This is a genomic window from Psychroflexus salis (assembly GCF_014640175.1).
GTDB lineage: Bacteria > Bacteroidota > Bacteroidia > Flavobacteriales > Flavobacteriaceae > Psychroflexus > Psychroflexus salis.
On record NZ_BMGL01000037.1, the window covers coordinates 1 to 571 of the forward strand.

The following is a 571-nucleotide window of genomic DNA, read 5'->3' on the forward strand; positions in this document are numbered from 1 at the left end:
ATCTCTCCCGCGTACTTGGCGAACCCCAGCTTCTAAATTACTGAAGATGATGCTTACTTCTCCTTCTGCTAAACTGCTCCACGGTCCATTGTCTATCGCAAATTCATAATCGCCGTCGCCTTGAATGTTCGTGATTTCTATACTGTGTCGGCCATCAAAGGCTTGACTCAGTACGTTTACTGTAAAGTCAGGGCCGTTGCTTTGAATGATTTCTGCACTACTCGATGCTTCACAACTGGTTAAATTGTTCGTCAAATCAGTTACGGTTACCGTATAATTTCCGGGTGCTTCTACCGCATAGGCTGAACCAGTAAATGCAATCGGATTGCCATTCAGTGTCCATGCAAAGCCATAATCGTCTTCGTTGAGCTGCGTGTCGAGTATCGGTGGAGAAAAGTCCGTTTCAATGACTTCGCCGCTTTGTGGGTCGATACATACTATCGCTCCATCCATATCTGTGATGTCAACTAACGGAATTGGATTGACTCTAATTTCAAAACTTTGGGTATTTGCTGAACTACAGAAGTTGTCTAAGTCTACTACTACAGCGATAATCGTAGTCGGTGTTTCA

General features: G+C 44.1%; 1 pseudogene. It reads right to left on the reverse strand.

What is annotated here, in order from left to right:
• Positions 1-571 (reverse strand): annotated as a pseudogene (locus tag IEV63_RS12955) (hypothetical protein); the annotation flags it as partial.